The organism is Paenibacillus sp. JJ1683, assembly GCF_053006485.1.
On sequence record NZ_CM129820.1, the window covers coordinates 945,651 to 959,212 of the forward strand.

The following is a 13,562-nucleotide window of genomic DNA, read 5'->3' on the forward strand; positions in this document are numbered from 1 at the left end:
CATGAAATTTGCAGTTCTGGTTTTTCCGGGCTCCAACTGTGATATTGACTGCTATAAGGCGATAGAGGACACGGTCGGTGAACCTGTCGATTATGTTTGGCATACGGCAACGGATCTGTCACCTTACGATTGTATTCTTGTTCCGGGAGGCTTCTCCTACGGGGATTATCTGCGGTGTGGTGCGATTTCCAGGTTTGCTCCGGTGATGAAGGAAGTAGCCAAAGCGGCTGCCGAGGGCAAATATATTTTGGGGATTTGCAACGGTTTTCAAATTTTGACCGAAGCCGGGCTGTTGCCAGGAGCTTTGCGCCGTAATCTGTCGATGAAATTCCTTTGCCGTGATACGGTGTTGCAGGTTGCGAATAACCAAACGCCTTTTACAAGAGATTATGCTGCTGGTGAAGAGATCATTATTCCGATCGCACATGGTGAAGGCAACTATTACTGTGATGATGAGACGCTGGCTCGTTTGCAGGCGAACAATCAGATCGTATTTACGTATAAAGATAATCCCAATGGTTCCATGACGGATATTGCAGGGATTTGTAATGAACAAGGTAACGTGCTGGGCATGATGCCCCACCCGGAACGCGCAGTGGACGCATTGCTTGGAACGGATGACGGCAAACGTATGTTTACATCTATTTTGAATGCTTGGAGGGATCGTCATGGCGCAGCAAGTGTCCGCTAAGGAACCGACGGCAGAGCAGATTGCCGAACATAAACTGTATCAGCAGATGGGTGTGTCGGACAGTGAATATGCGCTGATCTGCGAATTCATGGGGCGTCAGCCGAATTATACGGAGATTGGCGTGTTCAGTGTTATGTGGTCAGAGCATTGTGCTTACAAAAACTCCAAGCCGTTGCTGAGACGTTTCCCGACGAGCGGACCGCGAGTTCTGATGGGACCCGGTGAAGGAGCAGGGATTGTTGATATTGGAGACAACCAAGCGGTTGTATTTAAAATCGAAAGTCATAACCATCCATCCGCTGTAGAGCCTTTCCAAGGGGCAGCAACTGGGGTAGGCGGCATCATCCGTGATATTTTTTCCATGGGCGCAAGACCTGTTGCCGTTTTGAACTCGCTGCGTTTTGGCAAGCTGGAGAGCGACCGTGTGAAATATTTGTTCGAGCATGTGGTATCGGGTATTGCGGGCTACGGGAACTGTATCGGTATTCCGACCGTGGGTGGAGAGGTTGTATTTGACGAAAGCTACGAAGGCAATCCGCTGGTTAATGCAATGTGTGTTGGACTGATTGACCATGATAAAATCCAACGTGGTGTGGCAAAAGGGGTTGGTAACCCGGTGTTCTACGTAGGCCCACCAACAGGACGTGACGGGATTCATGGAGCAACTTTCGCATCCGTTGAGCTGACAGAGGAATCCGAAGCGAATCGGACTGCGGTTCAAGTAGGCGACCCATTCATGGAAAAGCTGGTTATGGAATCATGTCTGGAACTGATCGACAGCGGTATTGTACTGGGTATTCAGGATATGGGCGCAGCGGGACTTACCTGCTCCAGTGCTGAAATGGCAAGCAAGGCGGGCAACGGGCTTGAGCTGTACCTGGATCAGGTACCGCAGCGTGAAGAGGGCATGACACCTTATGAAATGATGCTGTCAGAATCACAGGAGCGTATGTTGTTCGTTGTTGAGCCTAAGGATGAAGCACAGGCGCTTGAAATTTTCGAGCGTTGGGGCGTCATTTGTGCCAAGGTCGGTAAAGTGACGGATGACGGTCGTTTGCGTTTGTTCCATCACGGTGAAGTGGTGGGTGATATGCCAGTGACGGCGCTGGTTGACGAGTGTCCGATCTATGACAAACCTTCCGAAGTCCCTGCTTATTATGAGCAAAATGCTGCGATTGACACACTTCGGTATGCAGAAGTAACAGACTTGAACGGCGCGCTGAAAAAGGTGCTATCTTCACCAAGTGTAGCTAGCAAGAAATGGGTATACGAGCAATATGATTACATGGTTCGCACCAGTACGGCCGTTCGTCCGGGTTCGGATGCAGCTGTAGTGACCGTACGTGGCACCCGCAAGGGACTTGCAATGACTACGGACTGTAACGGACGTTATGTATATCTGGACCCTGAGGTAGGTGGACGGATTGCAGTCAGCGAAGCAGCTCGAAACATTGTATGCTCCGGCGGAGAGCCTTTAGCGATTACGGACAATCTGAACTTTGGTAACCCTGAAAAACCGGATATTTTCTGGCAAATGGAAAAAGCCGTAGATGGTATGGCAGAAGCTTGCCGTGTACTGGATACACCTGTTATCGGGGGCAACGTTAGCTTGTACAACGAAAATGCCAAAGGTTCGATCTATCCGACGCCTGTAGTCGGAATGGTCGGTCTGGTACATGATACAGATCATATTACGACACAAGGCTTCAAAGCCGAAGGCGATGTCATTTTCCTAGTGGGAGAGACGAAGGCTGAGCTAGGAGGCAGTGAGTTCCAGGCTATCGTGCACGGTGTATCCGAGGGACGTCCGCCTGAGCTCGATTTGAATGTAGAGAAAAAACTGCTGACTGCGGTACTAGGAGCGATTCAGGCCGGATGGGTACAATCCGCACATGATCTGGCAGAGGGCGGTTTGGCTGTAGCACTTGCCGAATCTGGAATTAGCGGCGGATTGGGAGCGCAGGTTAACGTAGAAACGTCTTTGCGCCCTGACCATGCTTTATTCAGCGAAAGTCAATCCCGCATTTTGTTATCTGCATCACCGGATAAAGCGTCTGCGCTGGAAGCACATCTGCGTGGACTGGAAGTACCAGTTACCGTATTGGGAAAAGTTGAAGGATCACAATTGACAGTTGAGGTGAACGGACAACCCGCTTTGAACGAGGCAGTCGCCAGTTTGAAGCAAATCTGGGAGGATGTCATTCCATGTCTGATGAAATAACAGCACGGACGTTGTGGACTGGAGATTATTATAATGAAGGCTCGGGTAAAGAGGGGCTGTTTGATAAATTAAAAGAGGAATGCGGCGTATTCGGGGTGTACAGACACTCCGATGCCGCTTCCCTAGCCTATTACGGCTTGCACGCGCTTCAGCATCGTGGTGAAGAAAGTGCAGGGATCTGTGTGAGCAGTGGAGACGAATTCCATTATCATCGTGGAATGGGACTTGTCAAAGAAGTATTTAATAAAGACTTAATGGCTTCGTTGACAGGCGATATTGCCATAGGACATGTGCGCTATTCGACAAGTGGAGACAGTAAGCTGACGAATGCACAGCCTTTGGTGTTCAAGTATCGTGATGGTGATTTGGCGGTAGCGACGAACGGAAATATCGTAAATGCTTTGCAAATTCGGCATGAACTGGAGCAGGGTGGGTCTATTTTTCAAACAACCAGCGATACCGAAGTAGTAGCACATTTGATCGCTCGGTCGTCCAAGGATTTAGTGGAGGCTGCCAAGGATGCATTAAAGCGTATTGTCGGTGGGTTTGCTTTCCTTATTATGACCAATGACAAGCTGCTTGTGGCTTCTGATCCCAATGGCTTGCGTCCATTGACGATGGGCAGATTGGGCGATGCTTATTTGTTTGCATCCGAGTCTTGTGCCTTGGAAACCATTGGTGCAGAACTGTTGCGCGATATCGAGCCAGGTGAACTGCTAGTTCTGGATAAAAACGGACTGCACGAAGACCGTTATACGGAAGATAAGCAGCGTAAAGCGCTGTGTGCGATGGAGTATATTTATTTTGCTCGTCCTGACAGTGACTTGAATGGTTCTAATCTTCATGCAGCACGCAAACGAATGGGCAGCCAGATGGCGCTAGAGGCTTTTGTCGATGCAGATTTGGTTACCGGTGTACCGGATTCCAGCATATCGGCTGCAATTGGTTATGCAGAGCAAACAGGTATTCCCTATGAGCTGGGCATGATTAAAAATAAATACACTGGACGTACCTTTATTCAACCGAGTCAAGAGCTGCGCGAGCAGGGTGTGAAAATGAAGCTGAGCGCTGTACGCCGTGTTGTTGAAGGTAAACGGGTCATTATGATCGACGACTCTATCGTTCGGGGCACCACATCTCGTCGAATCGTAAATATGCTGCGGGATGCGGGCGCGTTGGAAGTACATGTACGAATTACCTCACCGCCTTTCAAAAACCCGTGCTTCTACGGTATCGACACGCCGGACCGTCGGGAACTGATCGCTTCGTCCAAAACCGTGGAGGAAATTCGGCAAGAGATTAACGCCGATTCGCTCTATTTTATGAGCGCCGAGGGATTGATTGCCGCGGTAGGCGGACATAACGAACAGGATTACAAGGGCGGTTTGTGCCTGGCTTGTTTCGATAATGATTATCCGACACAGGTAGATTTTAAAGGCGAAGAAAAGTTCGGGTGTAGTTGTTAATATAGGGAACAAAAGAGGTACAGAGGTGCATGGAGGCATGGGATGGCGGTTCTGAGGGGACCACTCCGCGTGTGTAAGGTTCTTACGATCGCTGTTGCCGCTGGATTCTTGGAGTGGAATAACCCCTTACAGGGTTAGAATCCAGCAGCAAAGGCGAACGCTTTCGCTTCTCCAGAATCCTTCCACCCGCTGCGTTCCTCAGGTGTGCAGCATTTTGCAGTAGTGCCTGTACCTCTTCTGTTCCCACCGGGAAGAGGTTAGGTAAGGCCGTTAAAAACTCATGGCATAACTATTTCATGCCATGAGTTTTTAACAGGCGGCTTGTAAAGCCGCCTGTTAGCCAGCGAAGCGAGGCTCAGGCAGCAGGCAGGGCGGAAGCTGCCTGCCTCAAGGGCCAAAGAAGTAAGCCGCCCGTTGGCGCTGCTCACTTCTTTGGCCCGGCACGTCCCCGCCTTTGCGAAGCAAACAGTCCGGGACGTGCCCCCGCCGCCGTCACTACCAAAGGCGGCCACGCATCAAAGCGTGTCATTGTGAATTGCGGAAGACCCGCAATTCACAATGGAAAACACGCGACGCTCATTACGAACCACCACCAAGCAGCACCCAATCCTACGCATCTGACCGACTCTTGAGGGGTCCAGGGGGAGCATCCCCATGGAATCCTCCCTGCTAGGGAGGACTTAGGAGGGTCAATCATTTGAAGGAGTGTTCATGAATGTCCGAAGCATACAAAAACGCAGGGGTAGATATCGCTGCTGGTAATGAAGCAGTAGAACGGATGAAAAAGCACGTAAAACGTACCTTCCGTCCGGAAGTGCTCACGGACTTGGGCGGATTCGGTGCGTTGTTCGGCCTGAATAAAGATAAGTATGAAGAGCCTGTACTCGTTTCCGGTACCGATGGTGTCGGCACGAAGCTGAAGCTTGCCTTTGCAATGGATCGTCATGACACCATTGGCATTGATGCAGTTGCGATGTGCGTAAACGATATTGTCGTCGGAGGTGCAGAACCTCTCTTTTTTCTAGATTACCTTGCTTGTGACAAGGTTGTGCCCGAGAAGATTGAAGCTATAGTCGCTGGAATCGCAGAGGGCTGCCATCAGTCAGGGTGTGCGTTGGTCGGCGGCGAAACCGCAGAAATGCCGGGGATGTACAGTGAGGGCGAATATGATATTGCTGGATTCACCGTAGGGATTGTAGATAAGAGCAAAATCATTAACGGTAGTTCTATTGCTCCTGGAGATACCGTAATCGGGCTGGCTTCCAGCGGTGTTCACAGTAATGGCTTTTCACTGGTTCGCAAGCTGTTATTGGAACAGCAAGGCTATGATTTGCATGATGAAATTGAAGGCTTGAACGGCAAGCTGGGTGATGTACTGCTGGAGCCTACGAAAATTTATGTGAAATCTGTGCTGGCGTTGCTGGACAAGGTAAAAGTTAAAGGCATGGCGCATATCACGGGTGGCGGTTTTATTGAAAATATCCCTAGAGTATTACCGGATCACGTCAATGTAGATATACAATACGGCACATGGCCAATTCTGCCGATCTTCCAGCTCATGCAGGAAAAGGGCGAAATCTCTAACAAAGACATGTTCACTACCTTCAATATGGGGATTGGAATGGTGATCGTTGTTGAGGCAGAGCACGCACAGACTGCATTGGAAGTTCTGAAGGAACAGGGTGAAGCTGCGTATGTGATCGGAAAAGTAACGGAAGGCAGCTCGATCGTGACCTTTACGGGAGCCGAGGTATAATGGGCAATTACCGGATTGCTGTTTTTGCATCAGGCGAAGGGACGAACTTTCAGGCTTTGGTGGATGCGGCCGCACGGGGTGAACTGGGCGGCGCCTCGGTAGAACTACTTATCTGTGACAAGCCTGCGGCTCCGGCTGTAGCTAGAGCACAGAAAGCTGGAATTGCTTGTCATACTTTTCGCCCTAAGGAATATCCTGCCCGAGAAGACTATGAGCGTGAATTGGTGGCTTTGCTGGAGCAGAAATCGATTGACCTCATCGTGTTAGCAGGCTATATGCGTTTGCTATCCAGTGTCATGGTTGATGCCTACGCTGGGAAAATCATCAATATTCATCCGTCACTGCTTCCGGCATTTCCAGGGAAAGATGCTGTTGGACAGGCATTGGCCTATGGAGTCAAGGTAAGTGGAGTCACCGTCCATTTTGTGGACGGCGGGATGGACACTGGTGCGATTATTGCCCAACGTGTCGTAGAAGTTCACGATCATGATACAGCGGAATCCTTATCCGCAGCCATTCAATCCGTGGAACGTCAGCTATATCCAGAGGTAGTTGGTAGACTGGCTCAAGGCAAAATCCAATTGAATGGCCGCAAGGTGAGCTCACTTCTCTAAAGATAACTGTAATTTGTCATATCATTGTCATAACAAGGATACTGTACAGGCATTTTCCGATATTTCTCGGGAAATAAATTGATAGAAGAGAAATTTGCAAAATTCTGAAAGAGCTAAAGGAGGAGACAGGGTGAGTATTAAAAGAGCGCTCGTCAGCGTATCAGATAAACGGGGAATCGTGGAGTTTTGTCGCGAGTTGTCCAAATTGGGTGTGGAGATCGTTTCGACAGGGGGAACGAGCAGCTTGCTGTCGAAGGAGGGCATTCCTGTCATCGGTATTTCAGAGGTAACGGGATTTCCAGAAATTATGGATGGACGTGTTAAAACACTCCACCCTGCAGTACACAGCGGTTTGCTGGCTGTTCGGGATAATGAAGAGCATCAGCGCCAGATGAAGGAGCTTGGATTGGATTATATCGATCTGGTCGTTGTGAACCTGTATCCTTTTGCGGAAACGATCGCCAAACCCGGTGTAACCTATGAAGACGCGATTGAAAATATTGACATCGGCGGACCAACAATGCTTCGTTCTGCGGCAAAAAACCATGCTTTTGTCAGTGTAGTGGTCGATGCGGATGACTATAGCACTGTACTGGAGGAAATACGTAAGGATGGCGACACGGAGCTAAATACTCGTAAGCGTTTGGCTGCAAAAGTGTTCCGTCATACGGCGTCATACGACGCTTTGATTTCCGATTACTTGTCGAATGTGACAGGTGATCCTCTGCCTGAGCGTTACACTGTAACCTATGAAAAAATTCAGGATTTGCGTTATGGCGAAAACCCTCATCAACAGGCGGCATTTTATCGTGAGCCTTTGGCGGCCAAGGGTACACTAACAACAGCGAAGCAACTTCATGGTAAAGAGTTGTCTTATAATAATATCAATGATGCGAATGCAGCCCTGCAAATCGTCAAAGAATTCAGCGAGCCGACAGTAGTTGCAGTTAAGCATATGAATCCTTGCGGTGTGGGAATTGGCGGCAGTATTTATGAAGCGTACAGCAAAGCTTACGCAGCAGATCCAACCTCGATTTTTGGCGGCATTGTCGCGGCTAACCGGATTATTGACGGCGATACAGCAAATAAGCTGAGTGAAATCTTTTTGGAAATTGTATTGGCACCGGGCTTCACGAAAGAAGCATTGGAGATTTTAACGAAAAAGAAAAATATCCGTTTGCTTGATCTGGGTGAGCTTTCCCCATCTGAGGCGAAGAGCCGTTTCGTCGTGACTTCCATAGAAGGCGGCATGGTTGTTCAGCAAAATGACGTTCATGCTGTGGACCCGGATGCACTTACAGTTGTAACAGAGCGTACGCCATCCGAGGAGGAACTGAAACAACTTTTGTTTAGCTGGAAAGTGGTTAAACATGTGAAATCCAACGCTATCGTACTGGCGGCAGATAATATGACTATTGGCGTAGGCGCAGGACAAATGAACCGTGTCGGAGCAGCCAAGATTGCGATCGAGCAGGCCGGTGACAAAGCAAAAGGTGCCGTATTGGCATCGGATGCATTTTTCCCGATGGGCGATACGCTGGAGTTGGCAGCTAAAGCAGGCATTACAGCAGTCATTCAGCCGGGCGGTTCCATTAAAGATGAGGAATCTATCAAGGTTGCTAACGAATATGGCATTGCTATGGTCTTTACAGGCGTGCGTCATTTCAAGCACTAAGTTGTGTGAGTTGTGGATGCAGCACACCTGAACGATCATAATGGGGCGGGAGGAATCACCTGAATGGATATTTTGGTTATCGGAGGGGGCGGCCGCGAACATGCAATTGTGTGGGCGCTGAAGAAAAGCCCCAAGGCCGGACAAATCTATTGTGCGCCAGGTAATGCTGGCATCGGACAATTAGCGGAGTGTGTGCCGATTCCGGTGAGTGAGTTTGACGCGCTGACAGAACTGGCGGAATCCAAAAAAGTCGGACTTGTCGTAGTGGGCCCCGATGATCCACTGGCAGACGGCATTGTGGATGCATTTGAAGCGAAGGGCATTCCAGTATTCGGACCGCGTAAAAATGCAGCGGAAATTGAAGGCAGTAAAATCTTCATGAAGGATTTGCTGCACAAATATCAAATTCCGACAGCAACTTACCGCAAGTTTTATACCTATGAGGAAGCACATGCCTACTTGAAGGAACAGCCTATTCCGGTGGTCATTAAGGCCGACGGATTGGCAGCAGGCAAAGGCGTGACAGTTGCTTACTCGATGGAGGAAGCGGAAAAGGCGCTGTCCGATATTATGGTAGCGAAGGTTTTTGGAGAAGCGGGTGCACAGGTCGTGATTGAGGAGTTCCTTGCTGGACAGGAAATGTCGATTCTCTCCTTTGTGGATGGTGAAACGGTTCGTCCAATGGCAGCGGCCCAAGATCACAAGCCGGTTTTTGACGGTGACAAAGGACCGAACACAGGTGGCATGGGAACGTATTCCCCGTTGCCTCACATAGCCAATTCCATTATTGAGGAAGCCATTGAGACGATTATTAAGCCGACGGCCAAGGCTATGGTTGCTGAAGGACGCCCGTTCCGTGGTGTTTTATTTGCTGGACTGATGATTTCGCCGGACGGCAAGCCGAAGACCATTGAGTTTAATGCACGTTTTGGTGATCCAGAAACACAAGTCGTATTGCCTCGCCTAAAATCCGACTTGCTCGATATTTTTCTCGCTGCTGTGAACGGCACACTGGATCAGGTGGAGATCGAGTGGAAGGATGAAGCTGCGGTGTGTGTGGTGCTGGCATCCGGAGGTTATCCTGCAGCCTACGCCAAAGGGATACCTATCCAAGGATTGGATCAGGCAGATGAAGCCATCGTATTCCATGCCGGCACAGATATCAACGAACAGGGTGAGTGGGTAACGAACGGCGGACGCGTATTAGGCGTGGTTGGTTTGGGACGTGACATTGCCGAGGCACGGGACAAAGCTTACGAGCAGGCGGCTCGTATTACCTTTGAAGGCAAGCAAAACCGTACAGACATTGCGGCAAAAGCATTGCTATAACAGCAATATATAGGATAAGAGGACCTCTGCGGAGGTTCTCTTTTTTCGTTTGACAAAAGTATACTTATCCTATAGGATTAAAAATAAAAAACTGACTGACTGATCAATCGGGAGGAGGAAACCCATGCAGCCACGCAAGGCGAAGCAATCCAAAACCCTTTCGAATGACTCACCTGTTGATCACGGGGGAGAAGAAACAGACCGCAGGACTCAGCTTCTTCACATTGCGTTAAAGCGGTTTGCTGAGCAGGGTTACCACCAAACGAAGATTTCAGATATTGTGGTGGAGGCAGGAGTAGCTCAAGGCACATTTTATTGGCATTTTAAAAGTAAAGAGGCTCTGGCACTGGAGATTATCGCAACAGGCCGTGAACAACTTTTGTCAGCGATCGGGCAGGGGTATCGCCGTGATGCAGGAACGCTGGCTGATATGGTCAAGGCATCGGAAGCGCTGTTTGTTCGGCTATTTCATTTTGCATTGGAGAACCGTTATCTGATGGGTTTGCTGCTGATCGGCAGTGGTGTCGATGAACCCGTGCGGCAGAGTATCCGTGAGACCAGAACTGCGATGGAGCTTGCATTCCGGCGCAATATGGAGAGAGCAATCGAGCTGAACATGTTGCCTGCCGAATTAGATGTCGAATTAAGGGCAGCACTACTCATGAGCATGATCGAAGGGATCATTATACGCTGGTTATTCGGTTCAGAGGGAACACATGACCACATCAAGCAGGTATCCGCTACAAGATTGGCAGAAGAGGCTGCTAATTTTGAATTTTACGGACTATTAGGTCAAAGCTAGACGGTCAACATCGCATGAATGAGTAGTGGGCAACAAATAATATAGCCAAATTACACATACAAACTTAAACATTTACATCTAGACAGGAGAGAACGATACATGAAAACACGTAAAAAAGGATTCTTGGTGACCACACTCATGGCCCTGGCATTGTTCAGCCTTGTGCTGAGCGCTTGCGGTACCAAACAGGAAGCTTCCAATGCCGGAACTGGAACGGGCAGCAATAATGAAGCAGCCGCCAATCAGCTCGAAGCCATCAAGAAGGCCGGTGTAATGAAGGTAGGCATGATGGGCACTTACCCGCCGTACAATTTCTTGAACGACAACAAGGAGTTGGACGGGTTTGATGTGGATATTGCCAAAGAGTTGGCGAAACGGATTGGAGTAAAAGCGGAATTCACGGCCCAAGAATTTTCGGGATTGATTCCAAGTCTGCAAAAGAAAAAATTCGATGCAGTGGTTAGCCAGGTTGCGATTACAGAGGATCGCAAGAAGGCCATTGACTTCACAGATCCCTATATCACCAATAATGTGAATATTATCGTGAATAGCAAAACAAATGACATTACGAAGTTGGAAGACTTTAAAGGCAAAACCATTGGTGTCGGCTTGGGGACAAATGATGAATCTTATCTGCGCAACGAAGTGCTGCCAAAGGTAGGCGATTTTGAGATCAAAACCTATGATGATGTCATTACTTCATTGAAGGATCTAAACTCTGGTCGTATTGATGCAACCATTAACAATCTATATGCTCTTAAGCCCATTATCGACAAAAACGGGTTCCAAATTAAAGCCGTAGGCGAGCCGATTAAATCAGACCTAGCAGCTGTAGCCATTAACCAGAAAACTCCTGAGCTCAAGGAAGCCTTGAACAAGGCTCTGAAGGAAATGAAGGAAGACGGCACTTACAAAACAATTTTCAAAAAATGGTTTGGCGAGGAGCCAAAAGAATAACGTAAGCCTGTTACAGGCGTCTGGCTCCAGTCTTGGCTTTTATGCTGACATGGGGCCACTCGTCTGAAAGAAGGGAATATATAAACGATGCTAGAATTAATGTGGGAGAACGTCCCTTTTTTATTGAAGGGTGCTTACTATACGCTGTATATAACGATTGTTTCTATGTTGTTTGGTCTAATTATTGGTTTGATTGTTGCAGTAGCGCGCTTGAAGGGGAATCGACCTATTCGTTGGCTGGCTCGCATGTATGTATCGATCATCCGGGGAACGCCGGTTTTGGTGCAGATTGCGGTCATTTATTATGGTTTGGATGATTACGGAATATCTTTCGGATCGTTAACGGCTGCTTGTCTCGCGCTTAGTATTAATACAGGGGCGTACTTATCGGAGACGTTCCGTGGAGCTATTTTAGCCGTGCCACAGGGACAGACCGAGGCTGCTTATGCGACGGGAATGTCGCCTGGTCAAACGATGTGGCGTATCATTCTTCCACAGGCGTTGCGCATTGCAATTGCACCGATGGGGAACACGTTCGTGGGTATGCTTAAAGAAACGTCGCTTGTATCGGTTATCGGGGTTAGTGAATTGATGCGACAGGCACAGCTTTTACAGGCGCAATATTTGCGCTACATGCCGTTTCTGCTCGAAATTGCCCTGATGTACTGGATTATGAGCATTGGATTCTCCGCTATACTGGAGCGGGTGGAAAAGCGTCTGGCTCGAGCTTATTAAGGTGGAGATGATAGATGATGATAACAACAAACGGATTAGGTAAACGATTCGGACAGGTAGAGGTTCTGAAAAGCATTGATTTTCAGGTTGCCGCTCGTGAAATCGTCGTATTGCTCGGTCCCAGCGGCTCAGGTAAAAGTACCCTGCTGCGTTGCCTGAACGGACTGGAAGAGTTGTCTTCTGGCAAGTTTGAGGTGAACGGGATTGAGGTTAATGCTATGGCTCCTGTTCGTGCCCGCCAAGCAGCCATTCGTGATATTCGCAAGCAGACGGGGATGGTGTTCCAGCAATTCAATCTGTATCCGCACAAAACAGCTATCGGCAATGTCATTGAAGGACTGCTGACAGTTAAGAAAATGCCGCGCGACAAGGCTATGTCTATCGGACAACAGCTACTGAAGCGGGTGGGGTTACTGGATAAGCAGGATGTACATCCATCTCGTCTGTCTGGTGGACAGCAGCAACGGGTAGCTATTGCACGTGCACTGGCGATGGACCCGGCGATTATGCTGTTCGATGAGCCGACATCGGCGCTTGATCCCGAACTCGTGGGTGAGGTGCTGGGGGTTATGCGGGAGTTGGCTCAAGATGGAATGACGATGGTCGTCGTGACGCATGAGATGAAATTTGCCCGCGAGGTGGCAGACAAGGTTGTATTTATGGCGGACGGTATCATTGTAGAAGAGGCTGCACCACAGGCATTTTTTGATGCTCCCCAGCATGAGAGGACACAAAAGTTTTTGCGTCAAATTAGCGAGTTTTAAGTTAGAGGATGAATCATAGATTATTAAGATGGAAAGAAGGCAATTGATTATGAAAGTATCTACAACTTGGCACGGCAAACGCGCATTTACATCGGAAGGACCATCCGGTTATTCCGTAGGGATGGATGCTACGGCGGCTTATGGCGGCGATGGTAAAGGGATGACACCGATGGAACTGCTGCTTGCAGGTCTGGCGGGATGTATCGGTATTGATATTACGATGATTTTGGATCGTTTTTTGTCGGACATTACTCGAATTGATATTGATGCAGAAGGTACGCGCAAGGAGCAAATGCCAACAGGATTTACAGCGATTGATCTGACGTTCCACGTAGATGGAGATATTCCAGATTACCGCGTATGGAAAGCGATTCAGATGGGGAAGGAAAAATATTGTGCAGTATCCGATTCCTTAAAAGCGGAAATTCGGATGCACCTCATTTTGAATGGAACAGAAGTACCCTATCCAGCGTAAGCGTTGAGGGGTGAGGAGAGTCAGCCTGTGTTATATACAGGAGGGCTCTCTTTTTTTATGTTGTCTGACAATATGAC

General features: G+C 48.7%; 12 protein-coding genes. All 12 read left to right on the top strand.

Going from position 1 to position 13,562, the window contains the following annotated elements:
• Position 1 precedes the first annotated feature (1 nt).
• The 12 genes from purQ to ACUC6J_RS04290 all read left to right on the top strand — a co-directional run bounded on the left by purQ (position 2) and on the right by ACUC6J_RS04290 (position 13,485).
• Complete coding sequence (gene purQ / locus ACUC6J_RS04235) at positions 2 to 691, top strand: phosphoribosylformylglycinamidine synthase subunit PurQ (protein ID WP_016819768.1); 690 nt, start codon at positions 2 to 4, stop codon at positions 689 to 691.
• On the top strand, positions 669 to 2,912 hold the full coding sequence (gene purL / locus ACUC6J_RS04240) for a phosphoribosylformylglycinamidine synthase subunit PurL (RefSeq protein ID WP_447249801.1): 2,244 nt from the start codon (positions 669 to 671) through the stop codon (positions 2,910 to 2,912). The genes purQ and purL overlap by 23 nt, the downstream gene beginning before the upstream one ends.
• Positions 2,897 to 4,378, top strand: a complete 1,482-nt coding sequence (gene purF, locus ACUC6J_RS04245) for an amidophosphoribosyltransferase (RefSeq protein ID WP_017426172.1) — start codon at positions 2,897 to 2,899, stop codon at positions 4,376 to 4,378. Before purL ends, purF begins: the two co-directional genes overlap by 16 nt.
• Positions 4,379 to 5,093: 715 nt before the next feature.
• Positions 5,094 to 6,134 (top strand): phosphoribosylformylglycinamidine cyclo-ligase, encoded by a 1,041-nt coding sequence (gene purM / locus ACUC6J_RS04250; protein ID WP_019686171.1) that lies wholly within the window; start codon positions 5,094 to 5,096, stop codon positions 6,132 to 6,134.
• Positions 6,134 to 6,748 carry a phosphoribosylglycinamide formyltransferase gene (gene purN, locus ACUC6J_RS04255; RefSeq protein ID WP_017426174.1) on the top strand — a complete coding sequence of 205 codons (615 nt, stop codon included), beginning with the start codon at positions 6,134 to 6,136 and terminating at the stop codon, positions 6,746 to 6,748. The genes purM and purN overlap by 1 nt, the downstream gene beginning before the upstream one ends.
• Positions 6,749 to 6,878: 130 nt before the next feature.
• Entirely contained in the window at positions 6,879 to 8,423 is a 1,545-nt protein-coding gene (gene purH, locus ACUC6J_RS04260) for a bifunctional phosphoribosylaminoimidazolecarboxamide formyltransferase/IMP cyclohydrolase (RefSeq protein WP_016819773.1), read from the top strand.
• Between the two features lie 63 nt (positions 8,424 to 8,486).
• Positions 8,487 to 9,752, top strand: a complete 1,266-nt coding sequence (purD, locus tag ACUC6J_RS04265; RefSeq protein ID WP_045244214.1) for a phosphoribosylamine--glycine ligase — start codon at positions 8,487 to 8,489, stop codon at positions 9,750 to 9,752.
• A gap of 124 nt (positions 9,753 to 9,876) precedes the next feature.
• Entirely contained in the window at positions 9,877 to 10,554 is a 678-nt protein-coding gene (locus tag ACUC6J_RS04270; RefSeq protein WP_016819775.1) for a TetR/AcrR family transcriptional regulator, read from the top strand.
• A 99-nt stretch (positions 10,555 to 10,653) separates the two neighbouring features.
• Complete coding sequence (locus tag ACUC6J_RS04275) at positions 10,654 to 11,511, top strand: transporter substrate-binding domain-containing protein (protein ID WP_044787194.1); 858 nt, start codon at positions 10,654 to 10,656, stop codon at positions 11,509 to 11,511.
• Between the two features lie 87 nt (positions 11,512 to 11,598).
• Positions 11,599 to 12,246 (top strand): amino acid ABC transporter permease, encoded by a 648-nt coding sequence (locus ACUC6J_RS04280; protein ID WP_430099292.1) that lies wholly within the window; start codon positions 11,599 to 11,601, stop codon positions 12,244 to 12,246.
• A gap of 14 nt (positions 12,247 to 12,260) precedes the next feature.
• Positions 12,261 to 13,010 (top strand): amino acid ABC transporter ATP-binding protein, encoded by a 750-nt coding sequence (locus ACUC6J_RS04285; RefSeq protein ID WP_016819780.1) that lies wholly within the window; start codon positions 12,261 to 12,263, stop codon positions 13,008 to 13,010.
• Between the two features lie 49 nt (positions 13,011 to 13,059).
• The gene (locus tag ACUC6J_RS04290) at positions 13,060 to 13,485 is read left to right on the top strand and encodes an OsmC family protein (RefSeq protein ID WP_044787193.1); all 426 of its coding nucleotides are present in this window, start codon (positions 13,060 to 13,062) and stop codon (positions 13,483 to 13,485) included.
• The last annotated feature ends 77 nt before the right edge of the window (positions 13,486 to 13,562 follow it).